Raw genomic sequence first — 22,377 nt, forward strand, 5'->3', positions numbered from 1 at the left:
TCTCTTGATGGTTCACAATCGCAAGCCAGGCTTACGATCAAATGGGGCGGATACTCTCTTCATCCAGCTCGGCGTCGAAGAATCGACGCAGCGTCTGAATGTTATTATCCGCGATAATTGACTCACGCGCTTGCGCGAGTTTCTCTTCATAAATAGCCTGACGCCATTCCAGCGGCGTACGCACCGCGGGATTATCATCTTCAACGATGGTCAGTTCAACCGTCGTTCCCGTCAGATCGCTGAGCGCTTGCGCCAGCTTTTGCTGCGCGCCGCTGGAATTGAGGTGCCGCTGCGTCGAGCGCAGATGCAGACAAACCGCGTTGCCGTTCTGCTCCTTCCAGGCATTAAGCGCCACCTGCTCCACCAGCTTAGGCAAAGAAAGCTGGCTTACCTGCGCCGCCCACGGATCGCGCTCAATCGCTTCCGCCGCCAGTTTAGCCGCCAGCTCCGGCGTTTTTTCATGCTCCAGAGCTTTCTTAAGCGCTTTTGGCGTAGCCACCACTTCTTTGGTTTGTACTACCGGCGTGGTGGCCTTCCAGCGATAAGCCTCTTTCTTTACTGGCGCCGTTTCCAGCGCAGACGGCACCGGGCGCGCCTGTACGCGCTCCGAAACCGAGGCCAGCCGCTCCAGCGCAGAGTTATTCACCGGCCGCGCGCGGGATGCGGCTGCCGGTTCACTCTTTTTTGTTTTGGTTACTCCCTGCGCGCGCTGTAGCTGATTGCGCGCCGCCAGCACCTGACTGGTAGACGCCGGCAGCGGCGCTGGCGATGTCTGCGGCGCGGGCGCCGACTGCTGCTGCACCTGTGGCGGCGTCATTACCGCCGTTGGGGCCACGGGCGCAAAAGACTGCCGCGGCGTTTCAGGCTCCGGCAAGGGCATACGCGGGTGAAACGCCAGCGCACGCAGTAACGTCATTTCAACGCCCATCCGCCGGTCCGGCGCCCAGGGCAATTCTTTGCGACCAATCAACAACGTCTGATAGTAGAGCTGAAGATCGCCGGGAGGCACCGTCCGGGCAAGTTCGCGCATCCGTTGCTCGATAGCCGCCATATCGCTGCCTAACGCGGCAGGCGAAAGTTGCACCATCGCAATACGGTGCAGCAGGCTAAGCATTTCGACCAGCAGCGCTTCCCATTCAATACCGCGCGCCGCCGCCTCGTTGATAAGCGACATGACGCGTTCGCCGTTAGCGTCAACCACTGCCTCGACTAATGACAAAGCCTGGTCGTCGTCCAGCGTACCGAGCATGGCGCTTACCGCCTGCGTCGAAACCTGCCCGTCGCCGCTGGCGATCGCCTGGTCAGTCAGACTTAATGCATCGCGCAGGCTGCCGTCAGCCGCACGTGATAACAACTGCAACGCGCGGGGTTCGTGAGCGATATGTTCCTCATTGAGAATATGCTCAAGCTGATGGCGAATCTGTTCAACATCCAGAGCTTTGAGATGAAACTGTAGGCAGCGCGACAAAATGGTCACCGGCAGCTTCTGCGGATCGGTGGTCGCCAGTAAAAATTTCACATGCGCTGGCGGCTCTTCAAGCGTTTTAAGTAGCGCATTAAAGCTGTGGCGCGACAGCATGTGGACTTCATCGATCAGATAGACTTTAAAGCGACCGCGCGCAGGCGCGTACTGGACGTTATCCAGCAGGTCGCGGGTGTCTTCGACTTTGGTACGCGATGCGGCGTCAATCTCAATGAGATCGACAAAACGCCCCTGCTCAATTTCCCGACAGTTATCACAAACGCCGCACGGCGTCGCGGTAATACCGGTTTCGCAGTTCAGCCCCTTCGCCAGCAGCCGGGCGATAGAGGTTTTACCGACGCCGCGCGTGCCGGAAAAAAGATATGCGTGATGAATGCGCCCTAACGACAAGCCGTTCGCCAGTGCGGTCAGCACATGTTCCTGGCCGACGACGTCAGCAAAGGTTTGTGGGCGCCATTTTCTGGCTAAGACCTGATAACTCATTGGCAGGCTCTGAAACGCTGGAAGGTGGATTCATAGAAGGGTAATGCTAACACAACCTCGCCGATACAGCGAGGTTGTCTCTCTGGCTAAAATAGCAGTGCGGATAGCCTGAATCAATGCCCTGGAAACGGCACCAGGCTATAACAGGTAATCCCCTGCTTTTCCAGACGCTGCTCGCCGCCCAGATCGAACAAATTGATGATGAACGCCGCATCGGTGACTTTCCCGCCCAGACGACGGATCAGCTTCACGGTCGCCTCAATGGTGCCGCCAGTCGCCAGCAGATCATCCACGACCAGCACGTTGTCGCCAGGTTTAATCGCGTCGACATGGATTTCCAGCTGATCGGTGCCGTACTCTAATTCATAGGTCTCGGCAATAGTTTCACGCGGTAATTTGCGCGGTTTACGTACCGGAACAAAACCAACGCCCAGCCCAAGCGCAACCGGCGCGCCAAACAGGAAGCCACGCGCTTCGGTGCCGACCACTTTGGTGATACCCGCATTTTTATAACGCTCAACCAACAGTTCAATACTGAGCGCGTAGGCTTTCGGGTCTTCCAGTAAGCTGGTGACATCACGGAAAAGAATGCCCGGTTTCGGGTAATCCTGAATGCTTTTGATGCTGTTTTTGAGAAACTCAAGCTGCTGTGCAGTCGCGGTCATGGATATATGCCTGCTAAGTACGGTGTTACTCACGGCGCAATACTTTTCAGTCAGGGGTAACGCTCGGTTACTCTTTGACCGCCTGCGCCTGTGCTCGAAAACGGTCGAATTTACTGGCTGTGAACGACAATTGCAACAGCGATTCGTGTGCTTCAGCGCTTTTGTTGCTTTTCATCAATCACCGGTATCCGCCACATAAAAATCAGCAGGCAGGCCAAAATAACCAACAGCAGCACCCGCACCCACATCATATTCACCAGCCACAGCGAGATACCAAAGGTCAGCAATATCAACGCGATCGCTCGCGGTTTCGCTCCCGGCGGCATGGCCCGATAGCGCTGCCAGTGGCGCAGATAACCGCCAAACCATGAGCGGTATAACAACCAGGCATGGAAACGCGGCGACGAGCGGGCGAAACACCAGGCCGCCAGTAAAATGAACGGCGTTGTCGGCAACAGGGGCAAAACCACGCCCAATGTCCCTAATACTACCGCCAGCCAGCCAATGATGATTAAAATAGTACGTTGCATAATGCGAATCGTTATCAAACAGAAGGCTACTGTAGCACAGCCTGTCTTATTTTCATCGGGGTGTTGAATTGAAAACCGCTATGCTGTTACAGACGCTGAAAGAGAGGCTGGCGACGCTACGCCAACGCTGCGCGCCGCTGGCGCAACATGCGACGTTAAGCGCGCGCTTTGACCGACATCTTTTCCGTACCCGCAGTACTCTGTTGCAGGGATATCTGGAAGAGGCTGACGCCAATCTCGCCGCGTTGCGTCAGGCGGTAAAACATGAGCAACTGCCGCAAGTCGCCTGGCTGGCGGAACATCTGGCTTCGCAACTGGAGGCGATATCGCGTGAAACCGCCGCCTGGTCGCTGCGCCAGTGGGACACCGCAGCGCCAGGGCTTGGCCGTTGGCAGCGCAGACGAATACAGCATCAGGAGTTTGAACGTCGACTACTGGCGATGACACAGGAGCGCAAAATTCGTCTGGCGCAGGCGACCAGCCTTGTCGAACAACAAACGCTGCAAAAGGAAGTCGAGATCTATGAAGGACGGCTGGCGCGCTGCCGACATGCGCTGGAGAAAATAGAAAACGTACTGGCGCGTTTAACCCGTTAATCCTGGAGAAAGTATGTCGCTTGAAAATGCCCCTGATGAAGTCAAACTGGCCGTGGATTTAATTGTGCTGCTTGAAGAGAATCGCTTACCGGCACGAACGGTGCTACGCGCGCTGGAAATAGTTATGCGTGATTATGAAAACAAGTTAAAAAGTACGGAAGACGACTCGCAAACAGAGTAATTGCCCTCTGGTTTGTCCTCGTTGTCGCTGACAGAGTGGTCGCTACAGTCAGGCAACAAGGGACGGGTCATGGAACGTCTACCCACCACGCCGCACGATGCGGTATTTCGACAGATGCTGATGCAAAAAGAGGTCGCCCGCGACTTTCTGGCTCTCCACATGCCAGAAGACTTTCTTGCAATCTGCGATCTGGATTCACTGAAGCTGGAGTCAGGGAGTTTTGTTGAAGACAATTTACGCAGCCGCTATTCAGATATCCTCTACTCTCTGCATACCCAACACGGCCCCGGGTATGTTTACGCGCTCATTGAACATCAGAGCAAATCAGACCGGCTGATGGCTTTTCGCCTGATGCGTTACGCCATTGCCGCCATGCAGCGTCATCTGGATGCCGGTCATGATACCTTGCCGCTGGTGGTACCAATCCTCTTTTATCACGGTCCGGAAAGCCCGTGGCCCTATAGCCTTAACTGGCATAATATGTTTGTGAAACCGGATATGGCGAAGGCCTTATACAGCTGCGAATTTGCGCTGGTCGACCTGACGATAATGCCGGATAATCAGCTTTTGCAGCATCGGCGGATAGCGATGTTAGAGCTCCTGCAAAAACATATTCGTCAACGCGATTTAAGCGAACTGCTCGACCCCCTTATCACGCTTTTAACGCAGGATCATTTGACGGACACACAGCTCAGTGTGCTGATCAACTATATGTTGAAAGCAGGAAACGCCGCAGAACCCGGGGCGCTGATTCGTCAACTGGCGCAGGGCGCGCCGCAGTATAAGGAACAACTGATGACAATAGCGGAATGGCTGGAAGAAAAAGGCCGAACGGAAGGGTTGCAAAAAGGCCTTGAGCAAGGGTTAGCACAAGGCCGTGAGGCCGAAGCGCGCGCTATTGCCCGCAAAATGCTTGCCAACGGGCTGGAACCCGGGCTCATCGCCAGCGTCACCGGCATTACGCCGGAAGAGCTTTCTACGCTTTCTCATTAGCGGCGCCACGCGCACTCATAAAGCGCGCAGCCCACCGCCTTTTAGCTTGCCGTAGGCGCCAGATCGCCGCCGTTGAGATCGCGCTTCACTTCAGTGACTTCGTCGCCCTTCGCGTTATGCAGATGCACCTCAAGCTGGTTAAAGGCGATATTGATATCATTTTCACGGCACAGTCGATCGATCGCGCGGTTCAGTTCATCCACCGTATGGCTACGATCGCGCAATTCACGCACGTATAAACGCAGTTCATGATCCAGAGTGCTGGCGCCAAAGGTGGTGAAGAATACGGCAGGTTCCGGATCGTGCATCACCTTCGGATGCTCCATCGCCGCCTGTAGCAGGACTCTTTTCACTTTCTCCAGATCCGAGCCATAAGCCACGCCAAGCCGGATCACCAGACGGGTCGTGGTATCGGAGAGGGACCAGTTAATCAGCCGCTCCGTCACGAACGCTTTGTTCGGAATGATCACTTCTTTACGATCAAAATCGGTAATAGTGGTAGCGCGAATACGAATCTTACTGACCGTGCCGGAGTAGGTGCCGATCGTTACCGTATCGCCAATGCGTACCGGACGTTCGAAGAGGATGATTAAACCCGAGACAAAGTTACCGAAGATCTCCTGTAGCCCAAAACCGAGACCCACCGACAACGCCGCCGCCAGCCACTGGAGTTTATCCCACGAGACGCCGAGCGATCCGAATACTGTCATCGCGCCAACAGCGATAATGACGTAGTTAAGGATCGTGGTGATCGCATACGAAGCCCCCTGGCGCATATTCAGGCGTGAAAGCACCAGCACTTCCAGCAGGCCGGGTAAGTTGCGGATGAGCGCCCAGGCCACCATCGCGGCAATAATGGCGAATAGCAAGCTGCCCATCGTCACGCTTTTCACCACCGCAGCGCCAGCTTCGGAGCCGTTGTAGTGCCACAGCGTGATGCTATCAAGATAGCTGAATACGGTGATCAAATCGGACCAAATCGCCCAGAACATAACGCCGAACAGGGCAAGCATTAGCAGCATCGTGATACGTAATGTTTGCTGGTTAATCTGCTCCAACGCGATGGCGGGTTCTTCCTGTGGCTCCGCGCCTTCCGCTCCCTCTTTTACCAGGTTCTGACGACGAGCCAGCGCGCGTCGCCAGGCAATCCGGCGCGCCGCTACGCTTAACCCGCGCAGCACCGTTTGATAAAGCAGGTTCCAGATAATGACCAGATAGACGGTTTCAATCCAGCGTCCCGCCAGGCGCAGCGTGGTATAGAAATAGCCGGTCGCCGTTAATACCATTAACGCCACCGGAATAATGGAAAGAATCGTCACGGTCACCAGTCGAATGCCGTGAGATTCTTTATCGCGCCAGCTTTCCCGGCACAGTGGCCACACCAGCAATGTTATGACCAGCAGATTGAGGAAAATAACCGCCTGCCCCAGCACGTCATCCATCAGATTCAGCGGCGACAACTCCGCCACCACAGACCAAAAGTGCAGCGGCAGCAATGCGAGGCTAATGCGTACAATCTGGCGACGCCAGTGGCTGGTCAACTGCGCCGGCATACCAAAATGGCGTATCGCCACGCCCTCTTTTTCCAGCACCTTCCAGCACAGTCCAAAGACCAGCCAGAACATCGCGAGCTTTTTACTAAAGGCCCAGAGCAGATCGCTGATATTTAGCTGCATGGTCAGCAGGATCAGTCCAAGCGCGAGGATAATCAGGCACACCGGCAGCGCGCGGATCAGATCGATCAGAATAGCTTTTGGCGTATTGAGCTGACTATCGTTACGCAGCGATCCCACGGCGGCGGCCAGCTTCTGTTGATACGCTTTTAACCATTTCAGACGCCAGCGGATTAAACCGGCGATGAGCAAGAGCGGCAACCCGGCCAAAAAAGCAATAAATACCGCGGGCCAGGCTTTTTGCCAATTCACCGTGATTTTCATGGCGCTGAATTGCTCTTTTAACGTTTGGGGGAACGCTTTAAGCCAGTCCCAGTCCATAGGGCGGTTACTGTTCACCCAAAAAATCTGCTGCGTCAGAATGGCTTTCAGATTTTTCGAGACGCTCATCAACTGCTGCTGGTTAACTTGCAGGTTAATCGCCATCATCAGCTGGTTACCCAACTGTTTATTTAGCTGATCCAATAGCTCACGGCGCATCTCCACCACCTGAAGCAACGCATCATGAACTTCATCATTCACCTCGCTGGTATGCCCCTCCTCCAGCTTGTCGACAAAGGCATCGCTTTGGAATAAGGCATCACGCTGCTGGTTGATTTCAAACTGCTCCAGACGCAAATCCGCAATGCGGTTGGTCATATCTTCGAGTTCGTCGGCGGAGGGCAGGGTTTGCTGCTGTTGATAAAGAATACGCGACAGCAACAGGCTGCCTTTTAAGACGGCAATCTGTTCTTTGATATTTCTTTCCGACTGCAGCGCGCGATCGAGCCAGTTTTTTACTTTAATGTTTTGCTGCATCAACATATTGCCGTTTTCGGTCGCGACAATCAGACGCTGGCTGAGTTGATGGTTAATATCCAGTTCCTGTTTTACCAGTGGGTTCGCCTGGATACGCGCCGTTTCGTCCGGCGAAATGGCCTCCTGGGCCGTTTTTTCCGTTAGCGTAAGTCGTTTACTGTTGACCGCCTCCTGTAAAAGTTGAAGCTGATGTTCAAGGCGATTACTGTTGGCCGTCACGTAATCCCGCTGTTTTTGCAGGGTGTCCTGCAAAACGGTATTCCCTTCAAGACTCTTACGTTGCTGGTCGATCTGCGCATTAAGCAGCGCCTGTTTTGCCTGTAATAACACCTGTTGGCTGGGGCGAAGCGCGGCTTCCCCGACGTTATTGCCGTCCAGACGGTTACGGATTTGCTGTATTTGCTGCGAGGCGGTATACATGGCGTTTTGCACGCGCTCAGGCTGGGTCTGTAGCGAAACAAGCTGGCTGTTATAAGCGGCAAGATCGTTTTGCGAATTTTGCAAATCATCCAGTACCTGCGCCACACGCAGCTCAAGCTGACGTAACGAAAGCGCACTCAGCGTTTTTCGCATTTCATCATCATTATCGACATCGCTCAGCGCATTCAACGCAGCCGTCGCCTGGCGCATTTTTTCAGGCGCCTGCGCCACCTTCTGCCGTAGCTGTACGGTCTCCTCTTTTACCCGCTCGATTTTCTCCAGCGTAGCTAACGTATCAATAAGGTCCTGCTGGACGAGCTTATCCTGGGCGGAGAGATCTTTTTGCTTATTCAGCGTATCCAGCTGGTTTTGCACATCCGCTTTTGACGGCAGGTCGCCATTCGTTTGCCCCCGGGCAAATGCCAGAGACTGACAGGACAGCAGGATAATAAGGACGCTAATTGTAATAAAAACAAAATGCTGTGAACGTTTATAAAGCTGCAACATAGTCATGAGAATGAAGTGTCTGAACCGGCAAGCAGACCGGAAATAATTGAGTCGCAAGAATATCACGCCTGTAACAAACAGAATAGCGACACAGAAAATGTCCAGGAGTTTTCCTGGAATATTATCAGGGGGAGCCGGTGACCGTCGACGCGCGCAGCGTCGGACACAATTGATACATCTCCAGCAGGATCGTGACGTAGGCGCGAGCTTCTTTTTTTAAATCAAACGATTGCGGAGCAAATAACCAGTTTTCCATGAGCCCTGAAATAAAGCTGCGCATCAGTATCGCCGCACGACGGGTCAGCAGATTTTCAGGCAGCATTTTAGCATTAATACAATGTTTTAACGTTTGTTCAATCCGATCGTAACTTTCCAGACAAAGGCTACGTTGCGCCTGTTGAACCACAACCATTTCTCCGACAAACTCACATTTATGGAATATAATCTCCATCAATAAGCGGCGTCGTTCTTCTGTTACAGTAGCTTCAAGAATATGAACTAAAATTTCTCTTAATACAGATAGTGGATCGTCGGGGAATTTTGCCTGATACTCAATCTCAAGCTCACCAATATTGGATTCTGATAGCTCCCAGATCTCACTGAATAAATCCGACTTATTTTTGAAATGCCAATAGATTGCGCCGCGCGTCACGCCAGCAGCGTTCGCAATCTCCGCCAGCGAGGTTGCTGATACGCCTTGCTGCGAGAACAAACGCAGGGCCACATCCAGGATGTGTTGTCGTGTCTCCAGCGCTTGTTGTTTGGTTTTTCGTGCCATATGTCGGTGAATTTACAGGCGTTAGATTTACATACATTTATGGATGTATGTACCATAGCACGACGATAATATAAACGCAGCAATGGGTTTAAGGACCTTTGACCATTGACCAATTTGAAATCGGACACTCGAGGTTTACATATGAACAAAAACAGAGGGTTAACGCCTCTGGCGGTCGTTCTGATGCTCTCAGGCAGCTTAGCGCTAACAGGATGTGACGACAAACAGGACCAGCAAGGCGGCCAGCAGATGCCAGAAGTTGGGGTTGTCACACTAAAAACGGAACCACTGCAAATCACAACTGAACTTCCGGGTCGTACCGTTGCTTACCGTATCGCCGAAGTTCGCCCGCAGGTAAGCGGCATTATCCTGAAGCGTAATTTCGTTGAGGGAAGTGATATCGAAGCGGGAGTCTCTCTCTATCAGATTGATCCTGCGACCTACCAGGCGACTTACGACAGCGCTAAGGGCGATCTGGCAAAAGCGCAGGCCGCCGCGAATATCGCTGAACTGACGGTGAAGCGTTATCAAAAGCTGCTGGGTACGCAGTACATCAGTAAGCAGGAATACGATCAGGCGCTGGCTGACGCGCAACAAGCGACTGCCGCCGTTGTCGCAGCAAAAGCCGCCGTTGAAACCGCACGTATCAACCTGGCGTATACCAAAGTCACCTCACCGATTAGCGGTCGTATTGGTAAGTCATCCGTAACGGAAGGCGCGCTGGTACAGAACGGTCAGGCGTCGGCGCTGGCGACAGTGCAGCAGCTGGACCCTATTTATGTCGATGTGACCCAGTCCAGCAATGATTTCCTGCGCCTGAAGCAGGAGCTGGCAAATGGTTCGCTGAAGCAGGAAAACGGCAAAGCGAAGGTCGATCTGGTGACCAGCGACGGTATCAAATTCCCGCAATCCGGTACGCTTGAGTTCTCCGACGTGACCGTTGACCAAACCACCGGATCTATTACTTTGCGCGCCATCTTCCCTAACCCGGATCACACCTTATTGCCAGGAATGTTCGTTCGCGCACGTCTGCAGGAAGGGACAAAACCGACGGCATTACTGGTTCCACAACAGGGCGTTACCCGTACTCCACGCGGCGATGCCACGGTGCTGGTGGTTGGCGCTGATAACAAAGTGGAAACCCGCCAAATCGTCGCAAGCCAGGCGATCGGCGATAAGTGGCTGGTGACTGACGGGTTGAAAGCGGGCGACCGCGTAGTCGTCAGCGGGCTGCAAAAAGTACGTCCTGGCGCACAGGTTAAAGTGCAGGAAATTACCGCGGATAACAAACAGCAAGCCGCAAGCGGTGATCAACCTGCTCAGCCCAGGTCTTAACTTAAACAGGAGCCGTTAAGACATGCCTAATTTCTTTATCGATCGCCCTATATTTGCGTGGGTGATCGCCATCATCATCATGTTGGCAGGGGGGCTCGCGATCCTCAAATTGCCGGTAGCGCAATATCCGACGATTGCGCCACCAGCAGTGACGATCTCCGCAACCTACCCTGGCGCTGATGCGAAAACGGTACAGGATACCGTCACGCAGGTTATCGAACAGAATATGAACGGTATCGATAACCTGATGTATATGTCCTCCAACAGTGACTCCACGGGGACCGTGCAGATCACGCTGACCTTTGAATCCGGTACCGATGCGGACATCGCGCAGGTTCAGGTTCAGAACAAGTTGCAACTGGCAATGCCGTTACTTCCCCAGGAAGTACAGCAACAGGGCGTGAGCGTTGAGAAGTCCTCAAGTAGCTTCCTGATGGTAGTGGGCGTCATTAACACCGACGGCACCATGACCCAGGAGGATATTTCGGATTACGTTGCCGCCAATATGAAAGATCCGATCAGCCGTACCTCTGGGGTGGGCGACGTCCAGCTGTTTGGTTCGCAATATGCGATGCGTATCTGGATGAATCCGACAGAGCTGACCAAATACCAACTGACGCCGGTCGACGTGATTAACGCGATCAAAGCGCAGAACGCCCAGGTCGCAGCAGGTCAGCTCGGTGGTACGCCGCCGGTAAAAGGCCAGCAGCTTAACGCATCGATTATTGCCCAAACGCGTCTGACCTCAACGGATGAGTTTGGCAAAATCCTGCTGAAGGTGAATCAGGATGGCTCTCAGGTTCGTCTGCGGGATGTAGCGAAAATTGAGCTTGGCGGCGAAAACTACGACGTCATCGCGAAATTTAACGGTCAGCCAGCGTCAGGTCTTGGCATCAAACTGGCTACCGGCGCCAACGCGCTGGATACCGCTACCGCTATTCGCGCCGAACTGAAAAAAATGGAACCGTTCTTCCCGCCAGGGATGAAAATCGTCTACCCGTATGACACCACGCCGTTCGTGAAGATCTCTATTCATGAAGTGGTAAAAACGCTGGTCGAAGCGATTATCCTCGTGTTCCTGGTGATGTACCTGTTCCTGCAGAACTTCCGCGCGACGTTGATTCCGACTATTGCGGTTCCGGTGGTGTTGTTGGGAACCTTTGCCGTGCTTGCGGCATTCGGTTTCTCGATAAACACGCTGACGATGTTCGGGATGGTGCTCGCCATCGGCTTGCTGGTGGATGACGCCATCGTGGTGGTCGAGAACGTCGAACGTGTTATGACGGAAGAAGGCCTTCCGCCGAAGGAAGCGACGCGCAAATCCATGGGCCAGATTCAGGGCGCATTGGTGGGTATCGCGATGGTACTGTCGGCGGTATTTATTCCGATGGCCTTCTTTGGCGGCTCAACCGGGGCAATTTATCGTCAGTTCTCTATCACCATCGTATCGGCGATGGCGCTGTCGGTGCTGGTCGCGCTGATCCTGACGCCCGCGCTGTGCGCGACGATGCTCAAACCCGTCGCCAAAGGCGATCATGGCGAAGGGAAAAAAGGCTTTTTCGGCTGGTTTAACCGCCTGTTTGATAAGAGCACGCATCACTACACCGATAGCGTAGGCAATATTCTGCGCAGCACCGGGCGTTATCTGCTGCTCTATCTCATTATCGTCGTCGGTATGGCTTATCTGTTCGTTCGTCTGCCAAGCTCTTTCTTGCCGGATGAAGACCAGGGCGTATTCCTGACAATGGTCCAGCTCCCCGCCGGCGCGACGCAAGAGCGCACGCAAAAAGTGCTGGATGAGGTCACGGATTACTATCTGAACAAAGAGAAAGCCAACGTTGAATCGGTATTCGCCGTCAACGGCTTCGGTTTTGCAGGGCGCGGTCAGAATACCGGTATTGCATTCGTGTCGTTGAAAGACTGGGCCGATCGTCCAGGCGAAAAAAACAAGGTTGAAGCGATTACCCAGCGGGCAACCGCAGCGTTTTCACAAATTAAAGATGCGATGGTCTTCGCCTTTAACCTGCCGGCGATTGTTGAACTGGGCACCGCAACCGGGTTTGACTTCGAGTTGATTGACCAGGCGGGACTTGGTCATGAAAAACTGACCCAGGCGCGTAATCAGTTGTTCGGCGAGGTAGCGAAATATCCTGATCTGCTGGTAGGCGTTCGACCTAACGGCCTGGAGGATACGCCGCAGTTTAAAATCGATATCGACCAGGAAAAAGCTCAGGCGCTGGGCGTGTCTATTAGCGACATCAATACCACGCTGGGCGCAGCATGGGGCGGCAGCTATGTAAACGACTTTATCGATCGCGGTCGTGTGAAGAAAGTTTACGTGATGTCCGAAGCGAAATACCGCATGTTGCCGGATGATATTAACGACTGGTACGTTCGTGGTAGCGATGGTCAGATGGTGCCGTTCTCCGCATTCTCCTCTTCCCGCTGGGAATATGGTTCGCCGCGTCTGGAACGCTATAACGGTCTGCCTTCGATGGAAATTCTGGGTCAGGCGGCGCCAGGCAAGAGTACCGGTGAAGCGATGGCGATGATGGAAAAACTGGCCAGCAAGCTGCCGTCAGGCATTGGGTATGACTGGACCGGGATGTCCTACCAGGAGCGGTTGTCCGGCAACCAGGCCCCTGCCCTGTATGCTATCTCGCTGATCGTCGTCTTCCTGTGTCTGGCGGCATTGTATGAGAGCTGGTCTATCCCGTTCTCCGTAATGCTGGTTGTTCCGCTTGGGGTTATCGGCGCGCTGCTGGCTGCGACCTTCCGCGGACTGACTAACGACGTTTACTTCCAGGTGGGCCTGCTCACAACCATTGGGTTGTCGGCGAAGAACGCGATACTTATCGTCGAATTCGCCAAAGACTTAATGGATAAAGAAGGGAAAGGTCTGGTAGAAGCGACGCTGGAGGCCGTCCGGATGCGTTTGCGCCCGATTCTGATGACCTCGTTAGCGTTCATGCTGGGGGTTATGCCGCTGGTTATCAGTTCCGGCGCGGGTTCCGGCGCGCAGAATGCGGTAGGTACTGGCGTACTGGGCGGGATGGTAACGGCAACCGTACTGGCTATTTTCTTCGTACCGGTCTTCTTCGTGGTGGTACGCCGCCGCTTTAGCCGTAAAAGCGAAGATATTGAGCATAGTCATTCGACAGAACATCGCTGATTTGCTCACTGTAGATAAGGCCGCGCAAGCGGCCTTTTTTACGCAAAAATCATAAAATACGCTTATTGTTAGATTGATTATTTTTTGCCATATTAATAAAAGGTATAATCCTTACTGCGTTAAAGGCTTTTCTTAGGAAAGTTGGCCATTTCTTAATTCAGCCATTAATTAAGAAATATTAAGAATATTCCTGGCTATTTTCTCCTGTCAGAGTCTATTGTTTTAGCCTGAAAAGCTAAAAAACGTTAACCCAATGATTACACAAACAATAAAACTGGTTCCTTTTTAGGCGACCGACGATCACTGTTAAAATTCGAAAAAGTATGGCAACACGCGGCTTTCACGCAATTGTAATTTTTCGTAATATGACGATGAAAAGTTTTTTAGAGTAGATTATAGTTAAATCATAAGGTGACGTGGGAAGTACCAGGTTAGTTAGTTGTATCCATCCCGAAGGTGTTCGGTTAGTTTAAGCCACTAAAAAGGGGATGCATTATGGACGAATACTCACCCAAAAGACATGATATAGCACAGCTTAAATTTCTTTGCGAAACCCTGTATCATGACTGTCTTGCAAACCTTGAAGAAAGCAACCATGGCTGGGTTAATGACCCGACCTCAGCAGTCAACCTGCAGCTCAATGAGCTGATAGAGCATATTGCAACTTTCGCTCTTAATTATAAAATTAAGTACAATGAAGACAATAAATTGATTGCGCAGATAGATGAATATCTGGACGACACCTTTATGTTGTTCAGCAGCTATGGTATTAATACGCAGGATTTGCAAAAATGGCGTAAATCGGGCAACCGCCTGTTCCGTTGTTTCGTCAACGCCACCAGGGCTAATCCTGTTAGTTTGTCTTGTTAAAAATTATTACAATCATAGGTAGAATTTATGTCTGATAAACCATTAACTAAAACTGATTATTTGATGCGTTTACGGCGCTGTCAGACAATTGACACTCTGGAGCGCGTCATTGAGAAAAATAAATATGAATTGTCCGACAATGAGCTGGCTGTATTTTACTCAGCTGCGGATCACCGTCTTGCAGAATTGACAATGAACAAACTCTACGACAAGATCCCCTCTTCAGTATGGAAATTCATTCGTTAATCACGCTACATTACTTTTTAGAGAACACGCAGGTGTTATCTGCCTCCTCGTTCTGGCTAATAACACAACGGGCTATTATAAAACAGTGATATAGATCACATACCAATAGCAGGGAACGTTCCCTCTAATACTTTATTATTGCTTCTATTGCGATAATATCCACCAAGGGGAGCGCGCGATGAGTGACGAAAAACAAAAAATGATCGCTGGGGCACTGTATTGCCCGACCGATGAAACTTTATGCCAGGATCGACTGCGGGCGCGTCAACTCATCCATCAATACAATTATACTACGCCTGATGAAATAAATAAGCGTCAGGCGATTTTACGCGACCTGTTGGGTCGATGCGAAGACGCCTATATTGAACCTTCCTTTCGTTGCGACTACGGCTATAATATTTTTCTTGGTCACTCCTTTTACGCTAACTTCGACTGCGTCATGCTTGATGTTTGCCCAATTCATATTGGCGATAATTGTATGCTCGCGCCAGGGGTACATATCTATACCGCCACGCACCCGCTGGACGCCGTCGAACGCAACAGCGGCAGAGAATTCGGTAAACCCGTCACTATTGGAAATAACGTCTGGATAGGCGGACGAGCCGTCGTTAATCCTGGCGTAACCATCGGCGATAACGTCGTCGTCGCTTCAGGCGCTGTGGTGACAAAAAACGTACCGCCAGACGTCGTGGTAGGCGGAAACCCGGCGCGAATCATTAAAAAATTGTAGCCAAAATGATAACTGTTATGCTAATTCGGGGCTAATCTGTTACTTTTTTCACGTTACACCTCCCTTTAAAATGGGCTGTTATTACCTCCTATGTCGCAGAAATCATGAAGGCAAAAGATGACAGAGATACAGCGCCTGCTTAGCGAAACTATTGATGACTTAAACGTCCGTGAAAAACGCGATAACAGGCCGCGTTTTAGTATCAGTTTTATCCGCAAGCATCCTGGGTTATTTATCGCGATGTATGCGGCCTGGTTTGCGACGCTGGCGGTCATGCTGCAATCAGAAACGCTGGTGGGGTCAGTGTGGCTGTTAGTGGTGTTATTTATCGCATTTAATGGCTTCTTCTTTTTCGACATCGCCCCGCGTTATCACTATAACGACATCGATGTGCTGGACCTCCGGGTCTGTTACAACGGCGAATGGTACAACACCCGCTTTGTTCCCCCCACGCTCATTGAGACGATTCTTCAATCTCCACAGGTGGATAATGAACATAAAGTCCAGCTGCAAAAAATGGTTGCCCGTAAGGGCGAACTTTCCTTCTACGATATTTTTACGCTGGCCCGCGCAGAAGCCAGCCGGTAATAAAAAAGTGCGCACCCTCCCTGGTACGCACTGCTTTCCCTGAACTGTTGTTTTTTTAACGCCTTTTTTTACGCCCCTGAACCGCCTTAAAACGCGGATTTGTTTTACAAATCACGTATAAGCGTCCTTTGCGTTTGACTATCTGGCAATCCGGATGCCGTTGTTTTGCATTGCGAAGTGAGTTTAACACCTGCATTTCATTTACCCCCTTTTAGCGCCGATAAAATGACCGAAACGTTTCTGGAAGCGTGCGGCGCTACTTTCGCTATCAAACGTTTTCTGTCTACCGGTATAAAAAGGATGCGATTTTGATGACACATCAATAGTGACATACGGATATGTCACGCCGTCCAGTTCGATTTCACGTTCAGTTTTGATAGTTGATCCCACTTTCACATATTCATTTGCGCTGGTGTCGTGAAATACGACGGTGCGGTATACAGGATGAATATCAGGTTTCATTGCGCCCTCTCAATTATGTTATAACATAACAGTAAAATACGCTATCAACGCTCCTTTTTCAACCGGTAAACATTCACGATCTCTTCCTGGCGGCAAAAGCAATGTGGCGTAACGCGTTAGTCTGGCCCCTATATCTGTAAAATCGATAAAATAGCTTTATCATTCGAGGGCGCGATTTACGATCGGATATACTTTCTCTACGCTGTGTTTATAAGGACATCACTGTGACAACACGACATCTGGTCAGCCTGGTAACGGGAGTGCTTATCCTGTCTGTCCTTTTCCCGATAGGATTGAGTCTGTGGCTGGCGCACCGTCAAGTTGAAAAAAGGTTTAACGAAGAGCTGGATATCTTCTCGTCCCGGGTGGCGCTACGTACAGAAAGGGTCAGTGACCAGGCAAAAGCCGCGTTAACGCATATTGCCTCCTTTAAAGGCGAGCCCTGCAGCAGCGCCCATTTACTCGCCATGCGCCGCGTGTCTTATAGCTTTCGGTATGTCCAGGAAGTTCTGTATCTTAAAAATTCGATTCCCGTTTGCTCCTCACTTGAAAAAGAGAGCCATATTCCCGCTTTCCCTCCGCCCATGAAAATCACTCGCGACGGTTATCGCGCCTGGTTTACGGCGCAAAACGATCTGGGTATAAAACGCTATATGGCGGCACTCGGGAGCGACAGCTATATCGTGATGATCGACCCGGCGTCCTTTATCGATGTGATTCCGTTTGGCGCATGGCCGATTGACGTCGCTATTATTGGCCGGGAACGCAATACTGTGGTTGCCAGCAGCGGTAACCTTGACCTCGCTATTCTTCCGCTCATTCACCATGAGACGCCCCTGCGGCTGGAAAACCGAGGCATTCAGTATGCTATTCACCCCTTTCCGGAAATGGGCATTACTATCGTAAGCTGGGCACCGACCGCTCCGCTGGAAAGGAGCTGGTATCGACAGGCATTTATCTGGCTACCGGCGGGCATCGTAACGGGTCTGCTGGCTGCGGCCTTTATTCTGCGTATTTTGCGTCGGCTACAGTCGCCCCGCCACCGTCTCCAGGATGCGATAGACAATCGCGAAATTAACGTACACTATCAGCCTATTGTCTCCCTGAGCAGCGGAAAAATTGTCGGTGCCGAAGCTTTAGCTCGCTGGCAACAGGCGGACGGCACCTTCCTTTCGCCGGAAATTTTTATCGCGCTGGCTGAACAAACCGGGCTCACGGAGCCGCTAACCCGGCTAATCATCGAAACCGTTTTTGAAGACATGGGGAGTTGGTTAAAGTCCCATCCCGAACAACATATTTCAATCAATCTTGAGGCATCCGATCTGGCGTCGGAAACGTTGCCGACGCTGTTAAGCACGCTGCTGAACCGTAGCCAAATTTCTCCGTCGCAAATCGCGCTTGAATTAACGGAACGCGAGTTCGCCGATCCGAAAACCAGCGCGCCCATTGTCGCCAGATACCGTAACGCGGGACATTCAATTTATATTGATGACTTTGGCACCGGCTATTCCAGCCTCAGCTACTTACAAAATCTGGATGTGGATGTCCTTAAAATTGATAAATCTTTTGTCGATGCGCTGGAATATAAAAACGTCACGCCGCATATTATTGAAATGGCGAAAACGCTCAAACTTAAGATGGTCGCAGAAGGCATCGAAACGATCAGGCAAGAACAGTGGCTACGCCAGCATGGCGTGCATTATGGTCAGGGCTGGTTATACAGTAAACCCCTACCCGCTACGGCATTTATTCTTTGGGCGGAACAGCGGCTATAACGTCGCACAGCAGAAAAAAACAGTGTGGAGAGGCACAAATGGGTGGGGGCCCTGCCAGCTACATCCCGGCACACGCGTCATCTGCCTTGGCTGCTTCCTTCCGGACCTGACCTGGTAAACAGAGTAGCGTTGCGGGAGAACCAACAGAGCCCCCATTGAGAGCGTTGTGAACCAACGCGCAGGCGCATTATCACTGCTATATCGTGCAATTGCAACCCATCAGGCATCGGATGCTGGTTTCTTGCGCATCCGGGCTTTCCTCCCCCCTTATTCCAGATTATCCTGAAGCATTAACGCAGGATTCTATTATGGATATTCAGGACACTTTTCCTCAACGCGTCTGGCAAATCGTCGCCTCGATCCCGGAAGGATTTGTCACGACCTACGGTGATGTCGCCCGGCTTGCCGGTTCGCCTCGGGCGGCGCGTCAGGTCGGCGGAGTTTTAAAACGTCTGCCGGAAGGCAGCACTTTACCATGGCATCGGGTGGTGAACCGCCACGGCGCGATATCACTTACCGGGCCGGATCTACAGCGGCAACGTCAGGCATTACTGGCGGAAGGCGTGGTGGTGTCGGGAAGCGGACAAATCGATTTACAACGCTATCGCTGGGTGTATTAACCCTCTCCGTAACGGAGAGGGTTGGCGCAGGATTAATACTGGGTAGGCGCAGGAACGGCAGAAGACGGATTGACCTGGGTCGGTGAGGTCGATGGAACCGTCGTCGTCGCACCGCCGCTGGCCTGCACAGGCACCGCCGTTTGCTGTACCGGTACCAGCGTCAGATCCGCTTTAGTGCCGCCATTGTTAATCACCGGTTTCACGCTATCGGTAATAAATACCAGCTTATTATCAACGGTGATGGCCGCGCTCAGGAGAATGCGCGCGTTAGGTTGAATATCTGATGGGTTAAACGGCAACACAAAACTGAAAGGCGCCTGTTTACCTTCGGTACGTACCGCTTTTTGCGACAGCACCTTAGACGGCGCATCAGCCAGCGAAGCATCTGAAAGCGTCACGGTCAGCACCGCATCTGGCGGCAGAGCGACCTTCTGGCGGATCCAGACGGTACCGGAAACATTGGGTTGCTGAATAGTAGACTGGTTAGCTGTAATCGACATGTTAGGGTTTGGCGCAGGCGTCTGGATATCAGCGCTTTTATCAGCGCAGGCCGCCAGAGATATCGCAACCGCTAAACCACTTACGATGTGCACGAGTTTCATTCAATTCTCCTTATCATCAATGCACCAGCAGGCCTTTCCCCCCGCCGGAAGAGTGGTTAACAGAAACATAACGTGATTAAGTGTGGCACATGTCACTCATTTTTGCCTGGAATTGGTCTGTTATTCAGACTTTTGTACCCATCGGACCACTTGCAAAATTGCGTTATACTCTGCCCTACCTCGCTTCGGCATCGTTGTCACCTGGAGAGTATGTATGAGTCAGACACTGAATAATTTGCTGACATTATTGAATCTGGAAAAAATTGAAGAAGGACTCTTTCGGGGCCAAAGTGAAGACTTAGGGCTGCGCCAGGTATTTGGTGGTCAGGTGGTGGGCCAGGCACTCTATGCCGCCAAAGAAACGGTGCCGGAAGCACGACTGGTGCATTCATTCCACAGCTATTTTCTGCGGCCGGGCGATAGCCAAAAACCCATTATCTATGACGTAGAAGTGCTGCGCGATGGGAATAGCTTCAGCGCCCGCCGCGTTGCCGCTATTCAGAACGGGAAACCCATCTTTTACATGACCGCCTCATTCCAGGCGCCGGAACCGGGTTTCGAACATCAAAAAACCATGCCGACGGCAGTCGGGCCGGAAGGACTACCGTCAGAAACGGAAATCGCGCAATCGCTGGCGCATTTACTGCCGCCGATTCTGAAAGAAAAGTTTCTCTGCGATCGCCCGCTGGAAATTCGTCCCGTCGAATTTCACAATCCGTTGAAAGGTCACGTCGCCGCGCCTGTGCGTCAGGTATGGATTCGCGCCAACGGCACCGTTCCGGATGACATTCGCGTCCATCAATATTTACTGGGATACGCCTCGGATCTGAATTTCCTTCCCGTCGCGCTTCAGTCTCACGGCATCGGTTTTCTGGAAAAGGGCATTCAGATCGCCACTATCGATCACTCTATGTGGTTCCATCGTCCGTTCAATTTTAATGAATGGCTACTTTATAGCGTGGAGAGCACTTCCGCCTCCAGCGCCCGGGGCTTTGTTCGCGGCGAGTTTTATACTCAGGATGGCGCGCTGGTCGCTTCAACCGTGCAGGAAGGGGTAATGCGCAATCACAATTAAAAAACATGCCGCTATGCGGCGTTAATGGCCTGATGACGCTGCGCTTATCCGGCCTACGGTAAACTGGATAAGCGCAGCGCCATCAGGCATGTTGCGCAATCACGCGTTATACGCATTCTCGCCGTGACTGTTCACATCCAGCCCCTCGCGCTCCTGCTCTTCCGGTACACGCAGTCCAACAAGGATATCCGCCAGTTTGTAACCAACAAACGCGACAACGCCGGACCAGACGACCGTAATAGCAATACTTTCCAGCTGTACCATCACCTGATGTCCCATCGTAACGCCGTCGACAAAGCCAACGCCGCCCAGCGAACTGGCGGCAAAAACGCCGGTCAGGATACAGCCGACTATTCCGCAAACACCGTGAACGCCAAATACGTCGCACGGATCATCTACCCGTAACAGACGTTTAAGCATGGTGACTCCCCACAATCCCGCCAGACCCGCAATAACGCCGATAACCAGCGCGCCGCCAACGCCAACATAGCCACAGGCTGGCGTCACGCCGACCAGACCGGCAATCGCGCCGGAACACGCCCCTAGCAGGGAAGGCTTACCGCGTAGCGTCCACTCGCCGATAATCCACCCCAGAATCGCGGCGGCGGTCGCCACCACGGTGTTCACAAAGGCCAGCGCTGCTATCTCGTTTGCGCTCCCCGCAGAACCCGCGTTAAATCCAAACCAGCCGATATACAGAATCGCAGTACCGGTAAAGACCATCGGCAGGTTATGGGGTTTAAATGCTTCTTTCCCAAAGCCGACGCGTTTGCCAATTAAATAAGCCCCTACCAGCCCGGCGATAGCGGCGTTAATATGCACCACCGTACCACCGGCAAAATCCAGCGCGCCGTGAGCAGCCAGCAGGCCGCCGCCCCACACCATGTGCGCAATCGGGATATAAGAGAGCGTGAACCACACCACGACAAAAATCAGTACCGCCGAAAAACGAATACGCTCCGCCAGCGCGCCGACAATCAGCCCGACGGTAATACAGGCGAAAGATCCCTGAAACGCGACATGAATATACTGATAAATCGTACCCGTTACCGCCGTCAACGCGATATTCTTCAACATCGCCCCATCGGTATTACCGAAGAAATGATTCCCTTCGCCAAAAGCCAGCGAATAGCCGTACACCACCCATAAAATACAGACCAGCGCAAAGGTGACGGTCACTTGCGTTAACATTGACAGCACGTTCTTAGCGCGAATTAATCCGCCGTAAAACAGCGCGATACCCGGTATCGTCATGAACAGCACCAGCGCGGTGCAAATCATCATAAAAGCACTATCCGCTTTATCGGCAACCGCCGGCGCGGCTATCGTTAGCCCAGGCAGCAGCGCCAGTGAAGCCAGTGTGGTTTTTATCATCGCTATCTTCATTTTTTCATTTCCTGTTGCTGTGTGGCGGGTCTTACAGCGCTGCTTCGTCAGCTTCGCCGGTACGAATCCGAATAACGCGCATGAGCTCCGCGACGAAAATTTTGCCGTCGCCAATTTTTCCGGTGTAAGCCGCTTTACTGATGATATCGATCACCTCTTCCAGTTGGTCGTCGGCGATAGCCACATCAATTTTGACCTTCGGCAGGAAATTCACGCTGTACTCCGCGCCGCGATACAGTTCGGCGTGTCCTTTCTGACGGCCAAACCCTTTCACTTCGGTGACGGTCAGTCCCTGAATGCCAATGGAAGAAAGCGCCTCCCGCACGTCCTCCAGCTTGAACGGTTTGATAATTACGGTAACCAGCTTCATAGAACCCTCCAGTCAGAATTAGGTAACGGCTGCCGCCGC

The 22,377-nt window shown here is 52.3% G+C and carries 22 protein-coding genes, 1 other RNA gene and 1 other annotated feature; of the genes, 12 read left to right on the forward strand and 11 right to left on the reverse strand.

Going from position 1 to position 22,377, the window contains the following annotated elements; genetic code table 11:
* Positions 1-37: 37 nt before the first annotated feature.
* The 3 genes from dnaX to ACLJPE_RS08640 form a co-directional block, all read right to left on the reverse strand.
* Positions 38-1,966, reverse strand: coding sequence for a DNA polymerase III subunit gamma/tau (gene dnaX, locus ACLJPE_RS08630; protein WP_023212901.1), 1,929 nt, complete (start codon positions 1,964-1,966; stop codon positions 38-40).
* Positions 641-705, reverse strand: a sequence feature (DnaX frameshifting element). Its footprint overlaps the gene before it by 65 nt.
* A gap of 113 nt (positions 1,967-2,079) precedes the next feature.
* Entirely contained in the window at positions 2,080-2,631 is a 552-nt protein-coding gene (gene apt / locus ACLJPE_RS08635; RefSeq protein WP_000127350.1) for an adenine phosphoribosyltransferase, read from the reverse strand.
* Between the two features lie 152 nt (positions 2,632-2,783).
* Positions 2,784-3,161: a DUF454 family protein gene (locus ACLJPE_RS08640; protein ID WP_001189860.1), complete on the reverse strand. Its 378-nt coding sequence runs from the start codon at positions 3,159-3,161 to the stop codon at positions 2,784-2,786.
* A gap of 68 nt (positions 3,162-3,229) precedes the next feature.
* Between ACLJPE_RS08640 and priC the strand changes: the two genes are divergently transcribed.
* The 3 genes from priC to ACLJPE_RS08655 all read left to right on the forward strand — a co-directional run bounded on the left by priC (position 3,230) and on the right by ACLJPE_RS08655 (position 4,931).
* Positions 3,230-3,757, forward strand: coding sequence for a primosomal replication protein N'' (gene priC, locus ACLJPE_RS08645; protein ID WP_023212900.1), 528 nt, complete (start codon positions 3,230-3,232; stop codon positions 3,755-3,757).
* A 13-nt stretch (positions 3,758-3,770) separates the two neighbouring features.
* Complete coding sequence (rsmS, locus tag ACLJPE_RS08650; RefSeq protein ID WP_000051161.1) at positions 3,771-3,938, forward strand: pleiotropic regulatory protein RsmS; 168 nt, start codon at positions 3,771-3,773, stop codon at positions 3,936-3,938.
* Positions 3,939-4,007: 69 nt separating this feature from the next.
* Positions 4,008-4,931, forward strand: coding sequence for an Rpn family recombination-promoting nuclease/putative transposase (locus tag ACLJPE_RS08655; protein WP_023207518.1), 924 nt, complete (start codon positions 4,008-4,010; stop codon positions 4,929-4,931).
* Positions 4,932-4,972: 41 nt separating this feature from the next.
* Here the strand turns inward: ACLJPE_RS08655 and mscK are convergent, their stop codons facing one another.
* Both mscK and acrR read right to left on the reverse strand, forming a co-directional pair.
* The gene (gene mscK / locus ACLJPE_RS08660; RefSeq protein ID WP_000178238.1) at positions 4,973-8,335 is read right to left on the reverse strand and encodes a mechanosensitive channel MscK; all 3,363 of its coding nucleotides are present in this window, start codon (positions 8,333-8,335) and stop codon (positions 4,973-4,975) included.
* Positions 8,336-8,453: 118 nt separating this feature from the next.
* A complete protein-coding gene (acrR, locus tag ACLJPE_RS08665) occupies positions 8,454-9,107 on the reverse strand; it encodes a multidrug efflux transporter transcriptional repressor AcrR (protein ID WP_000101756.1) in 654 nt (217 codons plus the stop codon).
* Between the two features lie 141 nt (positions 9,108-9,248).
* On the opposite strand from acrR, the gene acrA reads away from it, so the two are divergent.
* The 6 genes from acrA to ACLJPE_RS08695 all read left to right on the forward strand — a co-directional run bounded on the left by acrA (position 9,249) and on the right by ACLJPE_RS08695 (position 16,048).
* Positions 9,249-10,442, forward strand: a complete 1,194-nt coding sequence (gene acrA, locus ACLJPE_RS08670; protein ID WP_001039202.1) for a multidrug efflux RND transporter periplasmic adaptor subunit AcrA — start codon at positions 9,249-9,251, stop codon at positions 10,440-10,442.
* 22 nt (positions 10,443-10,464) lie between these two features.
* A complete protein-coding gene (gene acrB / locus ACLJPE_RS08675; RefSeq protein ID WP_039512904.1) occupies positions 10,465-13,614 on the forward strand; it encodes an efflux RND transporter permease AcrB in 3,150 nt (1,049 codons plus the stop codon).
* Between the two features lie 495 nt (positions 13,615-14,109).
* Entirely contained in the window at positions 14,110-14,484 is a 375-nt protein-coding gene (gene tomB, locus ACLJPE_RS08680; protein ID WP_000344807.1) for an Hha toxicity modulator TomB, read from the forward strand.
* A 27-nt stretch (positions 14,485-14,511) separates the two neighbouring features.
* A complete protein-coding gene (locus tag ACLJPE_RS08685; RefSeq protein WP_001280991.1) occupies positions 14,512-14,730 on the forward strand; it encodes an HHA domain-containing protein in 219 nt (72 codons plus the stop codon).
* 178 nt (positions 14,731-14,908) lie between these two features.
* On the forward strand, positions 14,909-15,460 hold the full coding sequence (gene maa, locus ACLJPE_RS08690; RefSeq protein ID WP_001278791.1) for a maltose O-acetyltransferase: 552 nt from the start codon (positions 14,909-14,911) through the stop codon (positions 15,458-15,460).
* A 117-nt stretch (positions 15,461-15,577) separates the two neighbouring features.
* Positions 15,578-16,048 (forward strand): YlaC family protein, encoded by a 471-nt coding sequence (locus ACLJPE_RS08695; RefSeq protein WP_000136183.1) that lies wholly within the window; start codon positions 15,578-15,580, stop codon positions 16,046-16,048.
* 55 nt (positions 16,049-16,103) lie between these two features.
* Here ACLJPE_RS08695 and ykgO read toward each other — a convergent pair whose 3' ends face one another.
* Together ykgO and ACLJPE_RS08705 are read right to left on the reverse strand one after the other, a co-directional pair.
* A complete protein-coding gene (ykgO, locus tag ACLJPE_RS08700; protein WP_001197749.1) occupies positions 16,104-16,244 on the reverse strand; it encodes a type B 50S ribosomal protein L36 in 141 nt (46 codons plus the stop codon).
* 5 nt (positions 16,245-16,249) lie between these two features.
* Positions 16,250-16,510 carry a type B 50S ribosomal protein L31 gene (locus ACLJPE_RS08705; protein ID WP_000801415.1) on the reverse strand — a complete coding sequence of 87 codons (261 nt, stop codon included), beginning with the start codon at positions 16,508-16,510 and terminating at the stop codon, positions 16,250-16,252.
* Between the two features lie 224 nt (positions 16,511-16,734).
* Between ACLJPE_RS08705 and ACLJPE_RS08710 the strand changes: the two genes are divergently transcribed.
* Complete coding sequence (locus ACLJPE_RS08710) at positions 16,735-18,285, forward strand: EAL domain-containing protein (protein ID WP_001642888.1); 1,551 nt, start codon at positions 16,735-16,737, stop codon at positions 18,283-18,285.
* Positions 18,286-18,334: 49 nt separating this feature from the next.
* On the opposite strand, the gene ffs is transcribed toward ACLJPE_RS08710, so the two are convergent.
* Positions 18,335-18,431: signal recognition particle sRNA small type (ffs, locus tag ACLJPE_RS08715), an RNA gene on the reverse strand.
* Between the two features lie 84 nt (positions 18,432-18,515).
* Between ffs and ACLJPE_RS08720 the strand changes: the two genes are divergently transcribed.
* Positions 18,516-18,905, forward strand: coding sequence for an MGMT family protein (locus tag ACLJPE_RS08720; RefSeq protein WP_000961285.1), 390 nt, complete (start codon positions 18,516-18,518; stop codon positions 18,903-18,905).
* A gap of 32 nt (positions 18,906-18,937) precedes the next feature.
* Here the strand turns inward: ACLJPE_RS08720 and ACLJPE_RS08725 are convergent, their stop codons facing one another.
* On the reverse strand, positions 18,938-19,507 hold the full coding sequence (locus ACLJPE_RS08725; RefSeq protein ID WP_000779802.1) for a YbaY family lipoprotein: 570 nt from the start codon (positions 19,505-19,507) through the stop codon (positions 18,938-18,940).
* Between the two features lie 214 nt (positions 19,508-19,721).
* On the opposite strand from ACLJPE_RS08725, the gene tesB reads away from it, so the two are divergent.
* A complete protein-coding gene (tesB, locus tag ACLJPE_RS08730; RefSeq protein WP_039512896.1) occupies positions 19,722-20,582 on the forward strand; it encodes an acyl-CoA thioesterase II in 861 nt (286 codons plus the stop codon).
* 99 nt (positions 20,583-20,681) lie between these two features.
* On the opposite strand, the gene amtB is transcribed toward tesB, so the two are convergent.
* Entirely contained in the window at positions 20,682-21,968 is a 1,287-nt protein-coding gene (gene amtB, locus ACLJPE_RS08735) for an ammonium transporter AmtB (protein ID WP_000684917.1), read from the reverse strand.
* A gap of 31 nt (positions 21,969-21,999) precedes the next feature.
* Entirely contained in the window at positions 22,000-22,338 is a 339-nt protein-coding gene (gene glnK / locus ACLJPE_RS08740; RefSeq protein WP_000780341.1) for a P-II family nitrogen regulator, read from the reverse strand.
* Positions 22,339-22,377 lie beyond the last annotated feature (39 nt).

The sequence above is a fragment of the Salmonella sp. SAL04196 genome (assembly GCF_046550835.1).
GTDB classification, from domain to species: domain Bacteria; phylum Pseudomonadota; class Gammaproteobacteria; order Enterobacterales; family Enterobacteriaceae; genus Salmonella; species Salmonella enterica.